The sequence below is a fragment of the Marinimicrobium alkaliphilum genome, assembly GCF_003259155.1.
Classification (GTDB): Bacteria; Pseudomonadota; Gammaproteobacteria; order Pseudomonadales; family Cellvibrionaceae; genus Marinimicrobium_A; species Marinimicrobium_A alkaliphilum.
The window spans coordinates 305,974-325,290 of sequence record NZ_QGMQ01000001.1 but is presented as its reverse complement, the minus strand read 5'-3'; the positions used below and the strand labels follow the sequence as shown (position 1 = coordinate 325,290).

Below are 19,317 nucleotides of genomic sequence, written 5' to 3'. Positions count from 1 at the left end.
TTTCAGGCAGCTTGCCAGCATTCAGCCCGGTTGGCGCCCACAATCGCCCGAGTACCGGTCAGTCCCGGCGGCGTATCTGCTGGGCCGAGAACTCATCCAGCTCCTTCTGCAGCCGGCGCTCATCGGCCTGATTCTCTTCCTTGAGCAGGCGCTCTATCAGCCGGGCGACCGATTGGCGGTGCTGATACTTCTCCTGCCAATCGGTCTGCAACCGGGCAAGGGTCTGGGCCATGGCGTCAAGTTTACGCCGCTGCTCGTCCTGGGCCTCCATCAAGCGACGGATGAACCCGCTGTAAGCGATCATATCCGCACCGCGTAACCCGGTCCGTCGCTGACCGTAGTCATCCAGGTAACCTTCCGCATACTGTTGCAGCTGTTCAAGCTGGGCCTGCTCGCCAGTGACCTGGGCGCGATAATCCGCCAAGCGCTGGGCCGAGGCCTGCTCCTGTTGCTCGGCCAGGCGCAGTACCACTGCCAACCGCTTCGATCGCCGCTCAGCCATGACTTACCGCCTAACCGGGGGGGTGCTGAGCCGCGAGAGGACTGGCCCCGGTACTGCCCTCCACCGGCTTGAGCAGCGCTTCCAGGTTGGCCAGGCTCTCGGCGAAGTGGACGGACTGATTGAGGCCCTGCTGAATGAACGCGCGCAACATCGGGTAGCGCTCAATGGCGGTATCCGTGTCCGGGTCGCTGCCTTTGCTATAGGCACCGATACTGATCAGGTCCCGATTTTGCTGATAGCGCGCCAGCAGCTGCTTGAAGCGCTGCATCCGCTTGAGGTGGCGGTCATCGACGATGTTGGCCATTGCCCGGCTGATTGACGACTCCACATCAATGGCCGGGTAGATCCCCTCTTCCGCCAGACGCCGGGACAGTACAATGTGACCATCGAGAATGGCGCGGGCCGCATCGGCAATGGGATCTTGCAAATCATCGCCCTCGGTCAGCACCGTGTAGAAGGCGGTAATGGAGCCCTCGCCCTCGGCGGCATTGCCCGCGCGTTCGACCAGCTCCGGTACTTTGGCGAATACCGATGGCGGGTAGCCCTTGGTGGCTGGCGGCTCGCCCACGGCCAAGGCGATCTCCCGCTGAGCCTGGGCAAAGCGGGTGAGCGAGTCCATCAGCAGCAGTACATTCTTGCCCTGATCCCGGTAGTACTCAGCAATGCGACTGGCGAGCTGAGAAGCACGCAGGCGCATCAGCGGCGCATCGTCGGCCGGTGACGCTACCACCACGGCGCGCCTGAGCCCTTCGTCTCCGAGAATATGGTCAATAAACTCTTTGACCTCGCGTCCGCGCTCCCCCACCAGCCCCACCACCACCACATCCGCGGTGGTGAACTTGGTCATCATTCCCATGAGCACACTTTTACCGACGCCACTGCCGGCAAACAACCCCAAACGCTGGCCGCGCCCGACGGTGATCAACGCATTGATCGCACGAATCCCGACGTCCAGCGGCTCGCTGATCGGGTGGCGTTTCAATGGGTTAATTTCATGGGGGGCAAAATCCAGAAACTCATCGCCCGCCAGCGGGCCGTGGCCATCGATGGGCTGGCCCAGGCCGTTGACAACACGCCCGAGCAACTGCGGGCCAATACGCATACCGGCGGCGTGTGCCAAAGGAACGACCCGCGCGCCAGGCTGAAGGCCCTCCACCCGCTTGACCGGCATCAGGTAGACGGTATCACCGGAGAAACCGACCACTTCCGCCTCGATCCGGCGCCGCTCGTCGGTAATGATTTCGCACTGGCGTCCGACCGACACATTGAGGCCCACAGCCTCGATGGTCAGGCCCACCGAACGGGTGATACGCCCCTCGGCGAGCGCCTCGATACGCACCGGATGTTCGGGTGCGTAGGCCTTCAGGCGCTCAGATAGAGGCCGCCGGTTCACGGGTTCTCCTCGGCATCCGATTCAGCGTCCTGCGTATCCGACTCGGGCAGGGAAAACTGTTTGTTGGCAAACTGCTCCAGGACTTCCGCCAGGCGTCGCTCGGCCGAGTAATCCACCCGGCTGATCGCACTGCGTACCTCGCAGCCACCGGGAAGCATGTCCGCATTGGCACTGAAGCGCCACTCGAGCTTGTGCTCCTCGGCATAATCTTCCACCGAGGCCAGATCATCCGGGTTAAGGGTAATCTGCAGGTTGTCTGCTCCCGCGGGCAAGGCGTCAATCGCGTGACGCACGAGGCTGACAATCTCACCGGAATCGGTTTGCAGTTCACGTTGAACCACTGAGCGGGTCAAAGTGCAAAGAGTATCGACGAGCACTTTCTCCAGGTCGTCATCCTGTTCTTGCAGGGGTTTAAGGAGCGCCTCCGCAAGTTGGGCAAAGCGCTGTTGCTCGGCCACCAACTGCTGACGCATTTCCATCAGGCCCTGTTGCTGGCCCGCTTCGTAGCCCTCGGCCTGGCCTTTCTCAAACCCGGCCTCTCGGCCCTGTTCAAAACCTTCCTTCTCGGCCTGCTCGACAATCGCCCCCAGCTCCTGAGCAGAGATACCGGCTGAGGAGCCCTGATCCAGCTCCGCTTCTTCCACTTTTTCTGCCTGTTGGCGGACCTTGGCTTGGGCGCGGTCGCGCGCTTCTTTCTCGGCGCTGGAGAGCACCTTGCCGTTGTCGTCGATCAACGGCAAATGCCAGGACCGGTAGTCGGCGGCATCCTCGGCGGGAATGCGATTGGCGGGTTTGTAGTCGGTCATCAATGGCGATCCTCAGGCTGACAGGCCCATTAAACCATCTTCTCGCCACTGCCGCCCAACACGATCTCGCCGGCGTCGGCCATACGCCGGGCGATGGTGAGAATTTCCTTCTGCGCCGACTCGACTTCGGACAGGCGTACCGGCCCCTTGACTTCGAGATCGTCACGCAGCAGCTCGGCGGCGCGCTTGGACATATTCTTGAAGATTTTCTCCTGCAGCTCTTCGTCGGCGCCTTTGAGCGCAACGATAAGCACTTCCGAAGACACCTCGCGCAGCAGCATCTGAATGCCGCGATCGTCCACTTCCTTGAGATTGTCGAACACGAACATGAGGTCCTGAATCTGGTTGCCCATCTCTTCGTCGATATCCTTGATCGAGTCCATCAGCTCGGCCTCGATCATGCCATCGAGTTGGTTCATGATTTCTGCTGCGACCTTGTAGCCGCCCATAGCCTTGGTTTGCGAACCGGCGCTGCCCGAGAACTGCTTCTCAAGAATGGTATTGAGCTCCTGCAAGGCGCTGGGCTGTACAGTATCGAGCGAAGCCACTCGCATCATCACGTCCAGGCGGGTCTTTTCGGTAAAATAGCTCAGAATTTCAGACGCCTGATCCGGATCCAGATAGGCAATGACAATGGCTTGAATTTGCGGATGCTCGTTGCGAATCACATCGGCCACCGAGCGTGGCTCCATCCACTTGAGTGTATCCAGGCCGGTGGTATTACCGCCGAGCAGAATCCGGTCGATCAAACCGCCCGCCTTTTCTTCGCCCAGGGCGGTGACCAGCATATTGCGGATATAGCTGTCCGAGCCCATACCGAGACCGGTCAGGGTACGGACCTCCTCGAGAAAATTAGACAATACCGCCTGTACTTCCTGCTGCTGCACATTGGTAACATGAGACATGGCGGCACCCAGCCGCTGAACCTCCTTGGGGCCCATGTGCTTGAGCACCTCTGCTGCGTCTCCCTCACCGAGCGACATCAGCAGTACCGCCGCCTGATTCAGGCGGTTCATCTTCAACTCCGGCTTTTCGGCACCGGGGTTTTGGGCGGCAGGCTTGTTTGTGGCCATAGCTATCAGTTATCCGTTGCGCTTAGTCTTCGCGGTTGACCCAGCTTTTTACCACCTGGGCAACCCGCGCGGGGTCATCAGCGATCAAACCTTTAATCGCGTTGAGTTGCTGCTCGTAACTCTCTTCCGGTCCCGGCAGTGCCAACGCGCCGCCGGTGAGAGTGACAGTTTCATCACTCATGCCATCGTAACCGTCCAGGCCCGCCGCTTCCAGTGCTGCCAGCTCGCGCGCCTCATCGTCGTCGGACGAACTTTTACCCGCACTCGCCAGACTGCGCATCACCGGACGCAACAGCCCGAAGATCAACGCGGCAATCACCAACACGGCGGCGGCCTGCTTGATGTAGCCCTGAATCCAGTCCTGCTGCCACCAGGGCACTTCGAGATCCTCGACGGCCCAATCATCACGGGCCACAAAGGCCGAGTTGATCACATTAACGCTGTCACCACGGAGTGCGGAAAAGCCCACGGCGTCGCGCACAAGCACCGCCAGGCGCTCCAGTTCGTTCTCGGTCCAGGGTTCCCGTACCTCGGCGCCGTCGGGCCCGCGCACGCGCTTATCATCAACCACCACGGCCACCGACACCCGGTTGATCTTACCCTGCTGGTGACGGGTATAACTGATGGTGCGGTCGAGCTCGTAGTTGCGGGTGGCCTGCTCGCGGCGGTTTTGAGGCTGCGCGGCGACCGGTTCACCGGTCTCCGGGTCAATCTGTTCAGGAGCCTGCGCAGCCCCCGGGGGCTGATTGGTCAATGCACCGGGAATACCGCCGAGAAAGTCATTTCCCAGGCGCAGCTCGTTCAAGGTCTGCTCGCTACGCACGGCAGCCAAATCCGGGTTGAAGGTTTCCGCGGCCTGTTCGATGGCGGTAAAATCAATATCGGCACTGACCTCGGCGCGATAACGGCCGTCGCCCACAACCGGCTCCAGTATGCGCTGAACACGCCGCGACAGGTCGTCTTCCACCCGGCGAGCGTAGTCGTGCTGGCGCGTCGCCATCGTCAACTCTTCGTTGTCCCGGCCCATATCCGACAGCAGGTTGCCCCGCTGATCGACTACAGTAACGTTTTCCGGACGCAACTCGGAAATACTGGAGGCCACCAGATTGATAATCGCTTTGACCTGGGCCGGCTCAACGGTGCGGCCGGGGAACACATCGAGGAATACCGAGCCGGTGGGATCGCGGGCTTCGCGCACAAACACCGAGCGCTTGGGAATAGCCAGATGTACGCGCGTATGGCGCACACTGTTGATGCTGGAAATGGTGCGTGCCAGCTCACCCTCAAGGCTCCGGTGATAACGGGTGCTCTCCATAAACTGGCTGGTGCCCAGGGGCTGTTCCTGATCGAGCAATTCGAAGCCGACGGTGTCCTGCCCAGGCACACCCACTTCGGCCAGTTTCAGGCGCGCGGTATGGATGTCACGACTGGATACCAGAAGTACCCCACTGCTCGGCTCTACGCGGTAGCTAATCCCGTTCTGCTCAAGAATGCCTACCACTTCGCGGGTATCGACCCGGTCGAGACTGCTATAGAGGGGCCGGTACTCCTCGCCCTGACTCCACAGAACAATCGCAAACCCAATGGCCACGCTCGCGGCCAGCCCGACCATAAGGCCGCCCTGGCGCAGTAGATTGAGGCTGCTGAAGCCTTCGATCAAGTCGCTGGGCGAGCGCTTTTTAGCACTGCCTCCAGAAAGATCGCTGGTGTTGGTGTCTGTTGCCGCCATAGCCCTGTTTACCTGTGGGGGTCAGCTGCCATTAAATCGGCATATTCATTACGTCGCGATAGGCTTCCACGAGCTTGTTACGTACCTGCACAGCCGCCTGGAAAGACACACTGGCTTTTTGCGAGGCGACCATCACATCAGTGATATCGACCCCTGGCTCGCCCCGCTCGTAGGCAGCTGCCAGCGCGCCGGAGGCCCGTTGGGTATCGTTAACCTTGTTGACGGCTTGGGCCATCACGTCACCAAAACCCGGGACTTTCTGGCTGCCATCAACCTTCAGGCCCTCGCCGGTGCCGACGCGACCCACGCGATTGACATCCTGGGGGCCCAGCCCTTCCGGGCGCTGAAAGGTCTGCACCTGACTTTTCAGTGAGCGCATATCGGTCAGTAGTCGATTGATATCCACGCGATCAGTCATGGGGTCTTCTCTCGCTGCTTGGTCGTTGGCGGACGGGCCACCGACAAGAATTTGTCACTGCGGCGGCTTTTTGCCGGTTGCGGCGTTATCTTGCAGGAAACAGGCCAACAATTTCCGCCGGGTGGCGAGGCCCCATTCAGTTTTTGGTAGGTGTCGTGGCGAGCGCTTTTTCCACCCGTGCCACCAGGGTTTTACGGTCAAAAGGTTTGAGCATAAAACTGCTGGCACCGGCGGCCATGCAGTCCTCGACCGCGTTTTTGACGTTGGCCCCGGAGACAATAACCACGGGCGTGTGTCGGAATGCCGACGTTCCGCGCAACCGACGCAGAACCTCCAGGCCACTGACCTCGGGCATGTCCAAGTCCATCAGGATGACGTGTGGGCGCAGGCTGCGCAACAGCTGCAGCGCCTCCCGGCCATTGCCGGCGGTGACGGCGTGGTAACCTTCGTCACGCAAAATCCGGCTCTGTACCTTGCGCTGAAAGTCATTGTCCTCAACCACCAGTACGGTCGCCTTGGCGCCGCCGGGGGCCTTGGACGCACCCGGGCTTTCGAGCTCAGGAGGCATCAACTCGCGGCGCACACGCTGGTGCCAGCTGTCGGCCCAGGCGACGACCTCCTCCGCAAGCATGGGCTTGGCGATAAAGTAGCCCTGGGCCCAGTCACAGGGGCTGGCACGGACAAAGTCCCAGTCCTCCCGATGCTCCACTCCCTCGGCAACCACAACCATGTCCATCTGTTTGGCCAGACTGAGGCTGGTGTCGAACATGGCTTTGACATCCCGCTCGAACCAGCCGCGATGGACAAAGCTGCGGTCGAGCTTAAATTGGTCAAAGGGAATGTCGCGCAATTGCGCCAGTGACGCATGCCCGGTGCCAAAGTCGTCAATGGCCAGCGGAAAACGCTTCAGGCGCAGCCGCGTCAGGGTATCGAGCACCCGCGCAGGTTCGGTCATGGGGCGGGTTTCGGTGACTTCGAGGGTCACATCCTTGGGCAGAAAGCCACGCTCGAGCACCGCCTGCTCAAAACGGTCAGGCAGCTCGATGGTGACCAGGTTCTGCATGGAAAGATTGACTGCCAGAGCCACCCTCAGGTCCGCCTCGCGCCACTGGGCCGCGGCGTCCAGCGCCCGGGTCAGCACATCGTAAGCAAGGGCATCAATCAAATAGCTGTCTTCAAGGTCAGGCACAAAGGTGTCGGGCATGACCAGGCCGTCCTCAGGATGCTGCCAACGAGCCAGCACTTCAAACTTGAGCAACGCCCCGGTACGCAAGTCCACAATCGGCTGATACACATTCACCAGTTCGCCCTGGGCCAGCGCCTGCTCCAGGCGAGCCCCCGAATAGCGCTTGATTCCCGCTGGGCGCGGCTGAAACTCCGTAGAGGCTTTCATCAATTTGACCAGGAGCAGGGCAAGCTCCTTCGGGACGATCGGCTTCTGCAACCGACCGAGCAAATTGAGTCCGTGCGCCAGCACCAGCTTTTCCGCACTGCGCAAGGCGCGCTCATCGACCCCGCTGATCAGTATCAACTGTCCCCGATAGTCCTGTTCGGTGAGCTTGCGGATAAATTCCACGCCATCCATGCGCGGCATACTCAAATCGAGAATGATCAAATCCGGCGCGCTTGAAGCGCGCGCCATCAGTGCGAGCGCCTGCTCACCATCACCACTGGCCGCGAAGCGACTGAAACCCAGGCGTTTCAATGCCTGCTGCAACAATTTGATGATAAAGGTATCATCATCAACGGCGAGAATACTCACCTCACTTTTTACCAATCCCATGCACTCTGCCCCGGATCTCAATGGTCGCTATCGGTGTTTAGCGTCGCCTGCACCCATTGCTCGACGCGCTGACACTCTGTCATTACATTCTTCACTGCTATTGCTCTGTCATCTTCACTTGTCTCTGCGGCTACCTGTTCCAGGCGCGCACAGTAATCCCCCAAAACACGGGCCCCCACTGAACGCGCCGAGGATTTGAGTGAATGACAGGCCCACTCTACACCGGCCCAATCGCATTCACGCACCGCCTCCGCTATCTGCTTTTCGAGCGCTGCCAGATTGTCCCCAAAGCTTTGCAAGAATTCCTGAACCACGCCAGGCTCATCGCCGACAATGTCACGCAAAGTGTCCAGGTCGACCGGCACAGGTGCCTGGCTTGCGCCCACGCCCAGGGCGCGAAACACGCGCTCCAGCTCAACCAGGGTGACCGGCTTTACCAGGAAACCGTCGAACCCTTTCTCGCGGTAGTCCCCGCGCGCCTGCGCTCGTTGATCGGCGCTAAAGGCAATGATCGGCACCTTGAGGCCTGTGAGGTCCCTCTGTGCCTGCAGGCGCTCCACCAATTCAAAACCATCCATCTCGGGCATGTGGATGTCGGTCAACAGCGCGGCGTACTTGCCTTCGCGCCACAAACTCAACGCCTCTCGGCCGCTGGGCGCCAAATCCGCTGAAAAACCCAGCAGCGCCAACTGATGGGCAATCACTTTACGGTTGGTCGCATTGTCCTCGGCAACCAGCACGCGCCCCTCAAATTCCCGTGCCTCAGCTTTGGCCGGGAGGCTCCCCGATACCGCCGGCGTCCGTTCCCGCTCGGGCGCCGGAAGCTCCTGCGCGGCAATCGCCACCGCTTCAATCAAGGCATGCGGGTCGAGGCCGTCGGCATCCAGAGACACCCGGCCCCGGTCATCAAGCCGCGGCTGCCGGCGACGCCCCCGACCAATCAGGACCCAACGCGGCGCAGCGACACGGGCACTCAGCTGGGCCAGGGTCTCCTCTGACCAGGGGCCCCAGCTCTCGTCCACGACCCATACCTCCTCAGACACCGATAGTCGAAGGGGTTCTGGGTCATCTTTGTCGATGGTTACCAGCTCTGCCGTGATTCCTGCGGCACGCAAGTAAGCCAGCCAATCCTGACCTCGGGACGGAGCACCCGAGGATACTGCCGGCAAGAGTAAACGGCACACCGGCGCGCTGCGCCAGACCGGCGCCACAATAAACGGACGCTGAGCCTCTACCAAAAAAGGCAAGGTTACGCGAAACTCTGTGCCCTCGTCGATAGCGCTGGAGACTTTTATATCGCCCCCCATCAACTCAACCAGGTTACGGGTTATGGTCAAGCCCAAACCCGTGCCGCCGTAGCGACGAGTCGTTGACACGTCGGCCTGAACAAACGGACTGAACAGGGTGGATAGGGTTTTTTCCGTCATTCCTATACCGTTGTCCCGCACCTGTAAAATCACACGCATGGCTTTGCCATCGGCGGCTTCAACGAAAAGTGCGACACGCACTTCGGCATGCCGATTGATCCCGCCAGTGAACTTGATCGCATTGCTCAAAAGGTTGATCACGACCTGCCGCACCCGCAACTCATCACCCAGCACCAACTCGGGTATCGCCGGGTCAATAAACAGGTTTATGAATACGCCTTTGGTGCGCGCCATCTCACTGAGCAATCGGCAAACATTGTGCAACGCACCGGCGGGCGCGAACGGCCGCTGTTCGAGCCGCAACTTGCCCGCCTCCAACTTGGAAAAATCGAGAATATCGTCGACAACCCCCAGAAGCGTTTGAGCCGAATCACTGATGACACTGAGCATCTCCTGCTGCCCCGGATCACGCAGGCTTTGCTGCAGAACATCGGTCATCCCGATGACCCCGTTGATGGGCGTTCTGATCTCGTGACTCATGGTTACCAAGAATTCCGACTTGGTTTTGTTGGCCACTTCTGCCAACTTATGCGCAGTCTCCAAAGCCGTGACCCGCTCGCGCTCAACCTCCATTTTTTTGCGCTCGGTGATATCCCGTTCGACCGCCAACCAATGGCTGTACCAACCACTGCTGTCGACAATGGGGACGAGCTCGATTTCAAGCCAGAAGGGCTCGCCTGCTTTGGTGTAATTGATCAGTTCGGCGCGCACCGGCTGCCAGCGGCGCATCGCCTTGCGGATACGATCGAGCTCGCTTCGCTGAGTTTCTTCACCTTGCAAAAACCGCGGCGATCGTCCAATGACTTCGTCGCGCCGGTAACCCGTTCGACGCTCAAAGGCAGGGTTCACAAAAACGATACGCGGCCCGGGCTCGTCCTGGGGCAAGGCTTCGGTAATCACCACCAAATCATTCATGTGCGTCACGCAGGCATCTAACAGGCGCAACTGTTCTTCCATGCGATGACGCTGGGTGACGTCCTGAAAATAAACCGCCAGACCTTCGTAGGAGGGATAAGCGTTGACCGAAAACCATTTGTGCAGCGGCGGGTAATAGGCTTCAAAGGTCACTTTGTGCCCTTCACTGACCGCTCGGCGATAGTAAGTCTCAAAATCCGTGCCGAGGATATCGGGGAATACCTGCCACAACTCGCGCTGCAGCAACTCCTGGCGCTTGCGCGTCAGGACGCGCTCGGCCTCGCTATTGACATAGGTGAATCGCCACTGCTTGTCGAGGGTAAAAAAACTATCGGTAATACTCTCCAGAGTTCCCGCCAGGCGTTCAGACAAGTCCCGCGCCCGGTCCTCGCTCACCTTGCGGTCATGAATGTCCACGGCACTGCCGATCCAGCGCTGGATGTTTTTATTGCGGTCGCGAAGAGGCACGGCGCGGGCCAGGTGCCAACGGTAGGCGCCGTCAAAACGGCGCAAGCGGTACTCTTTGAGGAACAGACTGCCGCGCTCAACACTGTGACGCCACGCATGGGCGCAGTGATCGGCATCGCTGGGATGCAGGGCCTTTAGCCAATCGGAGACTTCTGTGGCCGCCTCGTGATCTCCCCCCACGTAGTGCGCGAAGAAGGGGTTGATATAGTCAACCCGACCCTCAGAGCTGGCTGTCCAAATGCCCATGGGCAGGGATCCGGCGAGCTGATCGAACTGTCGGTGAGAATACCCCGGCAGAGACGAACGACCGCCTCGCACGCGCCCCGGACGAAAGAGGTACCAGCAGCACACGAGCAGCGCGATCGACACCAGCGCGACGCCCGCAAGCCAGCGCCAGCCATCCAGTGCCATCAGCAGTCCGGCCAGCAGGCCCAGCGCAAACAAACCGGCCGCTGACAGCGGCCGATAAAAGTACAACAACTTGCGCGCCCACTGGCGCGGCCGATCACGCAATAGCGAACCCTTCATCACGCAGCCTTGCAATTTTGTAGCGCAGCGTCCGCGGGCTGATCCCGAGTCGCTGGGCGGTGTTTTTCTTGCTGCCGTTTTCTTCTCGCAGTGTCTTGACGATGATCTCATATTCGCGCTGTTTGAGGTCATTGTCCAGCGCTGTGGCATCCACCGGCTCCGGCGCCCCACCGGCCGGCGTATTCGCAACCAGGGACAGATGCTGCGCAGCACTGACCGGATCCGGTTTCTGCCGGTAGAGACCGTCGCCTTCAAGCCCCAGATCCGCGGCGCGGATGTCCTGCCCCATCTGCAGAATCAGGGCTCGCTGCATGATGTTATCCAACTCCCGGACATTGCCCGGCCAGGGGTAGGCCTGCATCTGGGCAATCGCGCAGGGCGCCAGACGCACACCCGAACGATTCTGCTTCTGCGCATGTTTGTGCAACAGTTTTTGCGCAAGCGGGACGATATCTTCTACGCGCTCACGCAGTGGTGCCCATTGCAGCGGCAGCACACTCAAACGGTAATAGAGATCCTCCCGAAATTTGCCCGTAGCCACTTGCTCACGCATATCCCGGTTGGACGTGGCAATTACCCGCACATCCAGCTTGATGGTTTTGCGCCCGCCGAGGCGCTCAACTTCACGCTCCTGCAGTACGCGCAACAACTTGGCCTGCAAGCCAATATCCATCTCGGAAATTTCGTCAAGCAGCAAGGTGCCACCATTGGCCTGCTCGAACTTACCCGGAGCACTGCTGTGAGCGCCGGTGTAAGCGCCCTTCTCATGACCGAAAAGCATGGCTTCGAGCATGTTTTCCGGAATCGCGGCACAGTTGATAGCGATAAACGGCTGATCGCGGCGAGGTGAATGATCGTGGATGTAGCGCGAAAGCACTTCTTTACCGGTCCCCGACTCCCCCAGAATCAGCACTGTGGACTCCGACTGGGCCACCCGTTGCGAGAGCTGCAGCAGCTGTTTGCTTGAGGCGGCCTCTGCCACCGGTTGGTCGCCTGCCAGCTGCGCCACCCCCACATGCCGGGAAACGGTCTGCACCAGCGCCTCAGGCTTGAAAGGCTTGACCAGGTAATCCACCGCGCCGCGCTTCATTGCTTCGACCGAATCACTGATGCTTGCATAGGCGGTAATCAGCATCATGGGAATCTGCGGATAGCTCTGACGCACCTCCTCGAGCAGGTCATGACCACTCATACCGCCCATATTGACGTCGGATACGATCATGCGGATATCACACTCTGCAAGGAGGCAGCGCAGCGCCTCTTCGGCACTGGTCGCCAGTAGTACGCGGTAACCGGCAAGCTCCAGAGTGTCGGACAGCGCTTCGCGCAGATCCCGATCATCCTCAACCACCAGAACGGTCAAGGCATCAGCGCTTCGGGCATTATCTGTGTGTGCTGTTGCAGCCATGATCTATCGACCTCCGCAAAGGTTGCTATCGGTTTGAATAAGGGGAATCAGGACCCGGCCCGTGGTACCAAAACCAGGCTTGGACTCAAGCAAAAAACGCCCGCCGTGAGCTCTGGCGACGGCCTGCACGACCATCAACCCCAGCCCGGTGCCCTGGGACTTGGTGGTCACAAAGACCTCCTCCACATTGGGCAACAACTTGGCATCGATGCCCGGCCCCTCGTCGCGCAGACTGATGATCAACCAGGGCTGCCCCGCCAGGCGCTCAGCCACAAATGACAGATGCAATACCGCGCCCTGCCCCACGGCCTGAATGGCGTTGTTGACCAGGTTCATCAGCGCACCCACCAATGCTTCACGATTGCAGTGCAGGTACTCCTTGCGACTGTCGTTCTGCCAATGGCAGATCGACTCGGAGGTCATCAAGGGCGCTTCCATCGCCTCTTCCAGCGCCAGCTGCAGTTCGGCCACACTCAGGGTGTCATTCAACGGCAACTCGCCTTTGACGAACAACAGCATGTCCTGTACCTGGCGCTCAATGTTGGTCAAACGGTTGAGCACCTTGTCGGCAAATTGCGCCCGTTTGGGTGGATCCAACTGATCGCCGCACAGGTGCCCGGCGTAGAGCATGGCCGCCGACAGGGGCGTGCGAATCTGGTGGGCCAGAGCCGACATCATCTGGCCCATGGCCGACAGACGTTCATGGCGACTGAGTTCACTTTGCAGACGGCGGGTTTCGGTCTGGTCGGTGAGCAGGATAATCTGGCCATCATCTTCCAGGTTGCGCGTAGCGATGCTGATCCGGCGTCCGTCGTGCAGCGAGACCTCGTGACCGTCGTCCTGGCGCGGTGCAAAGCTGCGTGCGATCACGTCCCGCCAGACGGCGCCGCGCAACGGTTCACCCAGCAAGTCGATGGCGGACGGATTGCATTCAGATACCCGACCGGCGGGATCGAGCACAATGACCCCCCCGGGCAGAAAGTTGAGCAGGTTTTCCAGACGGCATGCCAGTCGCTCTTTCTCGGCCAGTTCTTCCATTCGCTGACGAGTAACACTGGTGAGTTCCTGATTGAGTTCGGCAACCCGGTTTTCAAGTAACTGGTAGGAAGACATCAATTGCTCTGAAATGTCATTGAACATTTCAAAAGCGGATTGCAGATCGCGCTGGCGCTCATCCACCGGTGCTTCCACGGTGCGGGCAGCCGATACTCCGGACATGCAGTGTCTCCTCTGTGACGGTCTTCACGCCCTCTCAGGCGTCAAATAACATCGGGCGAAACGCCCTTTTGAGGAGTCACTGCAATTCAAGTGCCAACAAAAAAACTCTCTATTTTTCAGCGGGTTATATTGGGAGGGATAGGGGCGCAGTCAAAAGACCGGCGCCCCGGGAGGACCTAGCGCTGGAGTTCGTACTTGCGCATTTTTTCCACCAATGTGGTGCGCCGGATACACAACTTGTCCGCTGCACGCGCCACCACGCCATTGCAGTCATTGAGCGCCTGCTGAATCAGATCACGCTCCATGCCGGCGATAAACTCGCGTAAATCGATACCTTGCTCGGGCAGCAGCGGCGTATCATTGACACTGACAAACCCGGCGTGACCATTGACCTTGTCGGTGTCCGGCGCAAAATCTTCTTCGCTGGCATCCACGTGCCGGTAACGCGGCGGCAGATCCTTTACGCCCACCACACCGTAGGGATTCATGATCGCCATGCGCTCAACCAAGTTCGCCAGTTCGCGCACGTTACCCGACCAGTCATGCTGACACAGAGACATGATTGCCGCCGAATTGAAACGTACCGATCCACGCTGCTCGCTCTCCATGCGCGACACCAGCTCATTCACCAGCAGCGGAATATCTTCCACCCGATCCTTGAGTGCAGGTAGCTCAATGGGAAAAACGTTCAACCGGTAGTAGAGGTCTTCCCGAAAGCTGCCATCAGCAATCATCTGTTCCAGATTGCGGTGGGTCGCGGCGATGATACGGACATCGGTTTCAACGGGCTTGCTATTGCCGACGCGTTCGAAACAGCGCTCCTGCAACACGCGCAAAATTTTGACCTGCATATTCAGAGGCATGTCGCCGATTTCATCGAGAAACAGCGTACCGCCTTCAGCCAATTCAAACCGCCCGGCCCGAGCACTCACAGCGCCAGTAAAGGCACCCTTCTCGTGACCAAAAAGCTCACTCTCCAACAGATCCGCCGGAATCGCGCCGCAATTGACCGGCACAAAGGGTTTGTCGCGCCGGGGCGAACTGTAGTGCAGGTTGCGAGCGACCACCTCCTTGCCCGTACCCGACTCTCCGGTAATCAAAACCGAGACGTCTTTATCCGCCACCTGGCCCATCATCTCGCGCACCTGCTGAATTTTACGGCTGGTGCCAACGAGACTGCGAAACAGGTGCACCGGCCGGCGCATGGGAGGCTTCTTACTCACCACCTGCGCCTCTTGGTACAGCTGGGCCCGGTGCAGGGTGTCGAGCATAGCGGTATAGCTCAAAGGCATGGTCAGGCTGGAGATCACCATGCGCCGCCAGGGTTGATCCCAACGATCGTCGATATCCAGGCCCTCGCCCAGGAGCATCACCGCCACCTCGTCGTGCCAGCCATAGACTTCCTTGAGCAATCCCAGGAGCTCCGCCTGAGGCACGCCACTGTCACCGATGATGACGCCGAAAACGTCACCCGGCTGACTGCTGACGCAGTCGCGCCACGTATTTTTGCAGGCCTCCAGAGCTTCTATCCCCAAGAACTCCAGAACCACTGATAATTGATAACGACGACCCTGATCACCGTCAATCACCACGATCTTGTTATTGCGCCACATGGTGCTTCAACCCTGATAACTGCATGTAATAGTTGTTGGTATTCAGGTGTCCCTGTCTGGATTGCCACCTGAGTACTCCGAGTGTAGACATTTTTAACGTCGCTGTGCGCCAAATTTTGGTCACTCCCCCAATTTTCCAGCCAGCAGCGGACGGGCTCGACAATGAATCGTCGAGACTTCAACATCAAATCGGGTGATCAAGCGAGAACATGATGCAGCTCACACAATCAGTGTGAGCTGCATCACAAGGGGCATTTTCCCAGTCTTTGAGGAGACAGGCAATCCCATTGACACAAAAAGCAGGGTTTGCGTCAAAAAGCCATCAGAATAATGGCCGGGTACGCCGTCAAACGCGGCGCTAAAAACCTACAACGTGCTTACATTGTCTGAAAACGTGTCTCAACTTCTTCCCCGCAACGAAAGATCAGATTGGCGTAGACACCCTTGAGCTCTTCCAGAGCGGCCACCAACAGCGCCCCGTCTGAGGCGTTTTCACGCACCAGACGATCCACGAGCCCAGCACAGGCACGATCCAGTCGACGAACCGCAAGCCAGTCACCAGTTTGCAAGGCTCCAGCCATGTCCCGTTGAAAATCGCGCAACAGGGCGATGCCCTCGGGACCGGCATAATCCGGTGAGGGCACGGCCTGAAGCCGCTCCCGGGCCGGGCTCAGCGTCGCACTCGCGCTCTTCACGCCCGATCTCCAATCCCGTCCCAGGCACCTTTGAGCTCGCCCAGCAACCGGCCGCACTCGTCGAGCATGGCCGGGTCATTCTCGTAGTTAGCCTGGGTCAGACGCCGAATAATGTAGTCATAGAGGCTATCCAAATCGGCCCCCAGCTCCCCGCCCTGCTTGTCATCCAGGCTGCCCTGCAAACCGGCAACGATATTGATCGCCTTGCTCAGCAACTCGCCTTTGCGTGCAATCTGATTCTGCTGCATGGCGCCCTTGGCCTGGGCAATACGCTCCAGCGCCCCTTCAAACAGCATCTGAATGAGTCGGTGCGGTGAGGCGTCCACAACACTGGATTGGACCTTGACGGAAGAGTAATGGCTCGCGGCGCGGTAAGTGTTCATCTCTGTGGGGTCCTCGGTTATTCACCATGCTTGGGTCTAACCGGGGTAACGGCCATGCCGGGGAAAACTTTAGCCCTCTTTCCCGATTTGAGACCCGCCGCAACCGTGAATCGGCGGGCCTGACGTGATATCATTGGCGCCTTTGATGACGCCCCTTACAGGCCCGAATATGCTGCTATTTGTCGACAACCTCACCAATGTGGACTTCAGTTTCCTGGACCCGGAACGCGGTCTGCTGGGTGAAACCTGGCTCGCCAATATTCGCCTGCACGGCGAACTGGACGATCAGGGCATGGTGTGCGACTTCGGCCTGGTAAAAAAACGCGTTCGCCAATGGCTGGACACTGAACTGGATCATCGTCTCGCCATCCCGGTGCACGCCCCCAACCTGCACATCCGCGAAGACGGCGATCTGCTCGATATCACCTGGACCTTTGGCCGCGACGAGCAACAGTTGCATACCCGCAGCCCCCGCTCCGCCATTGCCCTGGTGGATGCCGATGTACTGACCCCGGAAAGCGTTGCCCGCTGGGCGGTAAGCAATCTCAAAGCGCTGTTCCCAGACAGCGTGGCACGACTTGAGTTGGACTTTGTCAGCGAAGTCATCGACGGCGCCAGCTATCACTACAGCCACGGCCTGAAGAAACACGCAGGCAATTGCCAACGCATCGCCCACGGTCACCGCTCGCGCCTGCACATATGGGCCGACGGGGAGCGCTCACAAATGCTGGAACAGCTGTGGGCAGAGCGCTGGCGGGATATTTATATTGGCAGCCTGGATGACCTGGTCGAGCAGACCCAGGTGGCGGGCGTCGACGTGTGCCGGTTTGCGTATCAGGCATCGCAGGGGGACTTCGAGTTGACGCTGCCAGCGCGCTGCTGTTATCTGATTGAAACCGACAGCACCGTGGAGCTACTGGCCTGGCATATCGCCCAGCGCAGTCGCGCCGAGCACCCGGAACACAGCGTTAGGGTGCAGGCCTTCGAAGGCGTCAACAAAGGCGCTGTCGCCGAAGCCTAGCGGGGAGCTAGAGCCCCGCCAACTTGCGCTTGTGCGGATAGAGCGGCTCGGCACCCGGCGGGCGGGTTTTGAAGCGCGGCTGCGCCCAAAAATACTGCTCTGGGCACTTGATTATCTCCCGCTCCATAAACTGATTCACCCGCAGCGTGTCCTGATAGCCATCCCCCGAGGGATAAGCCTCGAAAGGGGGATGAATCACCAGCTCGTAACCCCGCCCGCTGGGCAACCGCCGCTGGGTAAAGGGAATCACCTTGGCCCGGCCCATCCGGGCAATGCTACCGGTCGCGGTGACAGTCGCCGCCGGAACACCAAAAAACGGCACAAAGATGCTCACTTTCGGCCCCAGATCACGATCCGGTGCATACCAGACAAACTTGCCCTGACGCAGTCGACTCACCATCGTGCGCACGCTGTTGCGCGGAATCGCCTGGGTCGACTCTTTGCTGTAACGCTCCCGCCCCTTGCGCTGAACCCAATCAAACACGGGATTGCGATGAGGCGTGTACATGCCGTCGAAGGCGTAGTGCTGAGACAACATGGCACACCCCAGATCCAGGGTGGTGAAGTGCAGACTGAGCAGTAACGCGCCCTGACCATCACGCCGAGCCTGCTCCAGGTGCTGCAGCCCCTTGACCCGATACAGCCGACGCAGACGCCACTTGGGCCAGAACCAGGCCATGCCGCTCTCCATCATGGCCATGGCGGTAGAAAACAGATTTTCGCTCAACGCGCGCCGGCGCTGCTGCTCGCTCCACTCCGGAAAACACAGGCGCAAGTTGGTTTCGGCAATACCCAGGCGCTTTTTGTTGAGGCGCAGCAGGGGGCTCAGGACCCGAGCCAACCACCACTGGAACCGATAAGGCGTCTGAGCCAGCAGGTACCAGAGCGCCAGCAACAGCCAGGAGGGCCAGTAGCGGGGAGAAATCAGTGATAAAAATTGACGCGTGGCAGACATAATCATCCAGAAGTTGGCGGGGCTGTTCATTGGGGCCGCATTATAGGCTCAAAGCTTGCCCGGGGACACCCTGACTTGACCTTCGGGCTGTTCGAGTAGCTGTGTCAGACGTCGGTCTTTCTCTTCCCAGAGGCTGTTGAGCCAAGCCTGAAAATGGGCCTTGAAGCGCTCATCGTTATTGTAGTCCCCCAGTAGGCTGGTATCGATATCGCGCAGGCGCACATCGACCTTGACCCGCCCGACCTTACCGCAGACATACTCCCAATAGCTCGGGCGCCCCTCTGGATACGCGATGGTCACATCGAGCAAGGTGTGCAATTGGCCATTCATGGCACTCAGGGTAAAGGCGAGCCCCCCCGCCCTGGGGATCAGCAGGTGCCGATAGGGGCTCTGTTGACGAGCGTGTTTGGCGGGGGTAAATCGGGTGCCCTCCACATAGCTGACGATGGTCACCGGGTTGTCCCGATATCTCTCGCACGCCACGCGGGTTTCTTCGATATCCTTGCCTGCCAGTGAGGGATTGCGCTCTATCTCTGCCCGGGTGTAGCGGCGCATAAAGGGAAAGTCCAGAGCCCAGCAGCCCACGCCCAGCACCGGCAGCCAGATCAGGCTCTTTTTCAGGAAGAACTTCACGTAGGGAATACGCCCGTGCAACGCACGCAGCATTACCAGAATATCCACCCAGGACTGGTGATTGGCGATCAGCATGTACCACTGATCCCGGCTCAGCGCCAAATCGCCGCTCAGCTCCACCCGGGTACCGGTACTCCAGCGCTGCTGCCAACAATTAAAACCGATCCAGGCACTGGCGATCCGGTCCAGTGCCGGCATCAACCAGTGGCGCGAGCGTGGCGGCAACATTATCTTCACCAGCGCCAAGGTCAGCAAAGGAATCACCGCCAGCACCATGCTTACCCCTAAAAGCAGGGTCACGAATGCGCCACGCAGCTGTCGGACAATCACCATGGTTACGCTTCCATCC

16 protein-coding genes are annotated in these 19,317 nt (G+C 59.5%); 1 reads left to right on the top strand and 15 read right to left on the bottom strand.

Translation table 11 applies throughout. The features are described from left to right. Positions 1-58 precede the first annotated feature (58 nt). The 13 genes from fliJ to fliS form a co-directional block, all read right to left on the bottom strand. Complete coding sequence (fliJ, locus tag DKW72_RS01495) at positions 59-502, bottom strand: flagellar export protein FliJ (protein WP_111640538.1); 444 nt, start codon at positions 500-502, stop codon at positions 59-61. Positions 503-512: 10 nt separating this feature from the next. Continuing rightward, complete coding sequence (fliI, locus tag DKW72_RS01490; protein ID WP_111640537.1) at positions 513-1,895, bottom strand: flagellar protein export ATPase FliI; 1,383 nt, start codon at positions 1,893-1,895, stop codon at positions 513-515. Then, positions 1,892-2,701, bottom strand: coding sequence for a flagellar assembly protein FliH (locus DKW72_RS01485; protein ID WP_111640536.1), 810 nt, complete (start codon positions 2,699-2,701; stop codon positions 1,892-1,894). Before DKW72_RS01485 ends, fliI begins: the two co-directional genes overlap by 4 nt. Positions 2,702-2,730: 29 nt before the next feature. Further along, positions 2,731-3,717, bottom strand: a complete 987-nt coding sequence (gene fliG / locus DKW72_RS01480) for a flagellar motor switch protein FliG (RefSeq protein ID WP_232522274.1) — start codon at positions 3,715-3,717, stop codon at positions 2,731-2,733. A 79-nt stretch (positions 3,718-3,796) separates the two neighbouring features. Continuing rightward, complete coding sequence (gene fliF / locus DKW72_RS01475) at positions 3,797-5,503, bottom strand: flagellar basal-body MS-ring/collar protein FliF (protein ID WP_111640534.1); 1,707 nt, start codon at positions 5,501-5,503, stop codon at positions 3,797-3,799. Between the two features lie 31 nt (positions 5,504-5,534). Beyond that, on the bottom strand, positions 5,535-5,921 hold the full coding sequence (fliE, locus tag DKW72_RS01470; RefSeq protein WP_111640533.1) for a flagellar hook-basal body complex protein FliE: 387 nt from the start codon (positions 5,919-5,921) through the stop codon (positions 5,535-5,537). 136 nt (positions 5,922-6,057) lie between these two features. Next, on the bottom strand, positions 6,058-7,704 hold the full coding sequence (locus DKW72_RS01465) for an EAL domain-containing protein (RefSeq protein ID WP_232522273.1): 1,647 nt from the start codon (positions 7,702-7,704) through the stop codon (positions 6,058-6,060). Positions 7,705-7,721: 17 nt separating this feature from the next. Beyond that, positions 7,722-11,042: a PAS domain-containing protein gene (locus DKW72_RS01460; RefSeq protein WP_111640532.1), complete on the bottom strand. Its 3,321-nt coding sequence runs from the start codon at positions 11,040-11,042 to the stop codon at positions 7,722-7,724. Further along, complete coding sequence (locus tag DKW72_RS01455) at positions 11,020-12,450, bottom strand: sigma-54-dependent transcriptional regulator (protein WP_111640531.1); 1,431 nt, start codon at positions 12,448-12,450, stop codon at positions 11,020-11,022. The genes DKW72_RS01460 and DKW72_RS01455 overlap by 23 nt, the downstream gene beginning before the upstream one ends. Positions 12,451-12,453: 3 nt before the next feature. Beyond that, a complete protein-coding gene (locus DKW72_RS01450; RefSeq protein WP_111640530.1) occupies positions 12,454-13,668 on the bottom strand; it encodes a sensor histidine kinase in 1,215 nt (404 codons plus the stop codon). A gap of 176 nt (positions 13,669-13,844) precedes the next feature. Further along, complete coding sequence (locus tag DKW72_RS01445) at positions 13,845-15,281, bottom strand: sigma-54 dependent transcriptional regulator (protein ID WP_111640529.1); 1,437 nt, start codon at positions 15,279-15,281, stop codon at positions 13,845-13,847. 377 nt (positions 15,282-15,658) lie between these two features. Then, positions 15,659-15,976 carry a hypothetical protein gene (locus DKW72_RS01440; protein ID WP_111640528.1) on the bottom strand — a complete coding sequence of 106 codons (318 nt, stop codon included), beginning with the start codon at positions 15,974-15,976 and terminating at the stop codon, positions 15,659-15,661. Continuing rightward, on the bottom strand, positions 15,973-16,359 hold the full coding sequence (fliS, locus tag DKW72_RS01435) for a flagellar export chaperone FliS (protein ID WP_111640527.1): 387 nt from the start codon (positions 16,357-16,359) through the stop codon (positions 15,973-15,975). The genes DKW72_RS01440 and fliS overlap by 4 nt, the downstream gene beginning before the upstream one ends. Positions 16,360-16,528: 169 nt before the next feature. Between fliS and DKW72_RS01430 the strand changes: the two genes are divergently transcribed. Continuing rightward, complete coding sequence (locus DKW72_RS01430; protein ID WP_111640526.1) at positions 16,529-17,380, top strand: 6-carboxytetrahydropterin synthase; 852 nt, start codon at positions 16,529-16,531, stop codon at positions 17,378-17,380. A 7-nt stretch (positions 17,381-17,387) separates the two neighbouring features. Here DKW72_RS01430 and lpxL read toward each other — a convergent pair whose 3' ends face one another. Together lpxL and DKW72_RS01420 are read right to left on the bottom strand one after the other, a co-directional pair. Then, positions 17,388-18,365 carry an LpxL/LpxP family Kdo(2)-lipid IV(A) lauroyl/palmitoleoyl acyltransferase gene (gene lpxL / locus DKW72_RS01425; protein ID WP_232522272.1) on the bottom strand — a complete coding sequence of 326 codons (978 nt, stop codon included), beginning with the start codon at positions 18,363-18,365 and terminating at the stop codon, positions 17,388-17,390. A gap of 18 nt (positions 18,366-18,383) precedes the next feature. Continuing rightward, the gene (locus DKW72_RS01420) at positions 18,384-19,301 is read right to left on the bottom strand and encodes an acyltransferase (protein WP_111640525.1); all 918 of its coding nucleotides are present in this window, start codon (positions 19,299-19,301) and stop codon (positions 18,384-18,386) included. Positions 19,302-19,317: the final 16 nt, after the last annotated feature.

What these genes read in the sequence shown, in the direction of transcription:
- fliJ (WP_111640538.1), bottom strand. Translation starts at nt 502, where the DNA reads ATGGCTGAGCGGCGATCGAAGCGGTTGGCAGTGGTACTGCGCCTGGCC.
- DKW72_RS01485 (WP_111640536.1), bottom strand. Translation starts at nt 2,701, where the DNA reads ATGACCGACTACAAACCCGCCAATCGCATTCCCGCCGAGGATGCCGCC.
- fliG (WP_232522274.1), bottom strand. Translation starts at nt 3,717, where the DNA reads ATGAACCGCCTGAATCAGGCGGCGGTACTGCTGATGTCGCTCGGTGAG.
- fliF (WP_111640534.1), bottom strand. Translation starts at nt 5,503, where the DNA reads ATGGCGGCAACAGACACCAACACCAGCGATCTTTCTGGAGGCAGTGCT.
- fliE (WP_111640533.1), bottom strand. Translation starts at nt 5,921, where the DNA reads ATGACTGATCGCGTGGATATCAATCGACTACTGACCGATATGCGCTCA.
- DKW72_RS01465 (WP_232522273.1), bottom strand. Translation starts at nt 7,704, where the DNA reads ATGGGATTGGTAAAAAGTGAGGTGAGTATTCTCGCCGTTGATGATGAT.
- DKW72_RS01460 (WP_111640532.1), bottom strand. Translation starts at nt 11,042, where the DNA reads ATGAAGGGTTCGCTATTGCGTGATCGGCCGCGCCAGTGGGCGCGCAAG.
- DKW72_RS01455 (WP_111640531.1), bottom strand. Translation starts at nt 12,450, where the DNA reads ATGGCTGCAACAGCACACACAGATAATGCCCGAAGCGCTGATGCCTTG.
- DKW72_RS01450 (WP_111640530.1), bottom strand. Translation starts at nt 13,668, where the DNA reads ATGTCCGGAGTATCGGCTGCCCGCACCGTGGAAGCACCGGTGGATGAG.
- DKW72_RS01445 (WP_111640529.1), bottom strand. Translation starts at nt 15,281, where the DNA reads ATGTGGCGCAATAACAAGATCGTGGTGATTGACGGTGATCAGGGTCGT.
- fliS (WP_111640527.1), bottom strand. Translation starts at nt 16,359, where the DNA reads ATGAACACTTACCGCGCCGCGAGCCATTACTCTTCCGTCAAGGTCCAA.
- DKW72_RS01430 (WP_111640526.1), top strand. Translation starts at nt 16,529, where the DNA reads ATGCTGCTATTTGTCGACAACCTCACCAATGTGGACTTCAGTTTCCTG.
- lpxL (WP_232522272.1), bottom strand. Translation starts at nt 18,365, where the DNA reads ATGAACAGCCCCGCCAACTTCTGGATGATTATGTCTGCCACGCGTCAA.
- DKW72_RS01420 (WP_111640525.1), bottom strand. Translation starts at nt 19,301, where the DNA reads ATGGTGATTGTCCGACAGCTGCGTGGCGCATTCGTGACCCTGCTTTTA.